The sequence below is a fragment of the Phormidium pseudopriestleyi FRX01 genome, assembly GCF_017313335.1.
Classification (GTDB): Bacteria; Cyanobacteriota; Cyanobacteriia; order Cyanobacteriales; family Laspinemataceae; genus Laspinema; species Laspinema pseudopriestleyi.
The window spans coordinates 1-2506 of sequence record NZ_JAFLQW010000500.1 but is presented as its reverse complement, the minus strand read 5'-3'; the positions used below and the strand labels follow the sequence as shown (position 1 = coordinate 2506).

Below are 2506 nucleotides of genomic sequence, written 5' to 3'. Positions count from 1 at the left end.
CTTTTTTTAGTTTCAACTTAGGAAATAAGGCCGCAAACCCTTGAGGTGTAACGCTTACGGGGTCAGGAAAATTTTAGAATGAAACAGCCCTCCCCAAGACATCACCGGGGGGAACCGGAAGACCCCTTACTCTTAGGCAAATTACCCTGAACGTAAAAAACCTACCGTTGTAGGAGGGTTAGGGTGGGGTCCTCTTCGCCACTTTCACCAAATCTACTCCCTCAGCCCTCGCCCCAAACCCAAGAATTAGGATACAGTGGGAGAAAATAGGCCACCCTGCACTAGGGATCTGCTTATTGCTAAGATTTAATTCAGGGGCTGCTTTTGCCAGCCTCAAAAATTGTGCGCCATCTGGGGATGAGTTGTATCGCTATCGAATGGGGAAACCGGCCATGCGTCAAATATTAAAGCGGCTAATTGTGGGTTTGAACTTGTTAGTCCTCGGTGGGAGTGTCGGCACGATCGCCAGCCGATACCTCATTGTGGATGGCACTCTGGGAACAGAACCCGTAGCCATGCCGGTGATGCTACCGGACGCTACTACTCCAGTCACTATCGCGGCTGACTCAGACATTGAAACCAATCCCGCTTTCATGGAACAGCCCATTGACCGCAATTTTATCGCCTCAGCGGCGGCAAAAGTGGGTCCGGCAGTGGTCAGAATTGATGCTCTTCGTGGGGAAAGAACGGTTGAGGAGAATGACGAAGGAAATCCCTTGTTTCGGAAATTTTTTGGGGAAGAAATGCCACCCCCGAAACAACGCGGAAACCACGGGACGGGATCTGGATTTATTTTGAGCGCTGAGGGTCAAATTATCACCAATGCTCATGTGGTAGAAGGGACTCGGGTGGTCAAAGTGACCCTGAATGATGGTCGCATCTTTGAGGGGAAAGTCATGGGGATTGATTCCCTGACGGATTTAGCCGTGGTGAAAATTGAAGGGACCCGATTGCCGAAGGTGAAGTTAGGAAATTCGGAGAATTTGGTCCCGGGACAATGGGCGATCGCGATCGGCAGTCCCCTGGGATTGGATAATAGTGTCACGGTAGGGATTATCAGCGCCACCGGGCGATCGAGTTCCCAAGTAGGAATTCCTGATAAGCGGGTCCGCTTTATCCAAACCGATGCAGCAATTAATCCAGGGAATTCCGGGGGACCCTTATTAGACGATCGCGGGGAAGTGATTGGGGTGAATACGGCAATTCTCGCTGATGCTCAAGGTTTAGGGTTTGCCATCCCCATTGAAACGGCTAAACGAATTGCCAATGAATTATTTACAAACGGTCAAGTCTCTCACCCATTTTTGGGCATTCAAATGGTAGAATTGACTCCCCAAGTCCGGGACAAATTAGAGGAACGCCTGGAAGGGGTGAAGATTCTCACCGAAACTGGGGTCGTGATTATGGCGGTTTTACCGGACACTCCTGCCCAAAAAGCCCAGTTGCAAAAAGGGGATGTGATTCAAAAAATTAACGGGGTGGCGATCGCCACAGCAAGCGAAGTGCAAGAATTGGTAGAAGCTACCCAAGTAGGCGGACTACTGGAAATGGAAGTCAACCGCCAAGGGTCCACCGCCACCATTGCTGTACGTCCTGGGGCCTTTCCCCCCGATCGCCGGAATTGATTGAGGGGCGATCGGGATTAACTTCCCCAGGTTGAATCGGCAGTCTAACGAGATCCATGTTTCCCTGAACCGCCACCAGCGGAGTCATTCCCGAGGGAACTAACTTGGGATAAACGTTCCTCCAGATGCATCCGTTGTTCCATCTTGTGCAGGAAATAACCCGTCATCATCGCAGATGCCAACAAACCAGACAAATTCTCTCGGTTCGTCGTAATTTGAACCTCAAAGTTCTCCGACGGCAGGACACCCACCAGTCCCTGAACGTTCTGAGAGATAATTTCCTTAATTTCCGGGCTGACTGACTTGGCAACCCGCGCCAAAACTTCTGGCGGCTGATGCTGTAAGTATTTCAGTAGCTGATTCGCTTCGACATCTTCATCGTGGGAATTCAGAAAGTCAGGTTGATAAACCATGAGGATCCTAAGTAGCTCAAGTGCTTATTTTCTACTTTAAACCATTGTGCTGGGCAGATGCCTCCTTCCCAGTTGAGATTCAAAACCCGCTCTGAGCGGGCATTATCATATAAACCTGGGTCTGTCAACTTCTAAAGAGGTAAAAATTCCCCCCTCGTCAATACTCCCTCTCAAAACACCGCGAATTCAAAAAATCCGGTAAATTTAGGATTGACAGTTGACTTAGATAGAAAAATCGTGCATAATAGCGATGCTTTGGCGAAATGCTTAATCTTACCGGCTCACACAAGAGAAACACGGTAGGGCTGGTAGCCTCGCGTCTTTAGAGGCTATGTGGAAAGCCCACACGAGCGGTTTTAACCGCCTACACTGTAGTCCAACCATGATGAGGGTCGTTAATGTAGCGCTCTATCGTATTTTCCGCAAAACTCTACCCTTATAGAGTATTATTTAGACAAGGCAAGTTTT

2 protein-coding genes are annotated in these 2506 nt (G+C 49.2%); one reads left to right on the top strand and one right to left on the bottom strand.

Annotated elements, in window-relative coordinates:
- Nucleotides 1-392: 392 nt before the first annotated feature.
- Complete coding sequence (locus tag J0895_RS19070) at nt 393-1625, top strand: HhoA/HhoB/HtrA family serine endopeptidase (protein ID WP_207089588.1); 1233 nt, start codon at nt 393-395, stop codon at nt 1623-1625.
- 44 nt (nt 1626-1669) lie between these two features.
- Here J0895_RS19070 and J0895_RS19065 read toward each other — a convergent pair whose 3' ends face one another.
- Nucleotides 1670-2038, bottom strand: coding sequence for a DUF760 domain-containing protein (locus tag J0895_RS19065; protein WP_207089587.1), 369 nt, complete (start codon nt 2036-2038; stop codon nt 1670-1672).
- Nucleotides 2039-2506: the final 468 nt, after the last annotated feature.

Bases quoted from the DNA above. Each gene is read 5' to 3' on its own strand.
- J0895_RS19070 (WP_207089588.1), top strand. From the start codon at position 393: ATGCGTCAAATATTAAAGCGGCTAATTGTGGGTTTGAACTTGTTAGTC.
- J0895_RS19065 (WP_207089587.1), bottom strand. From the start codon at position 2,038: ATGGTTTATCAACCTGACTTTCTGAATTCCCACGATGAAGATGTCGAA.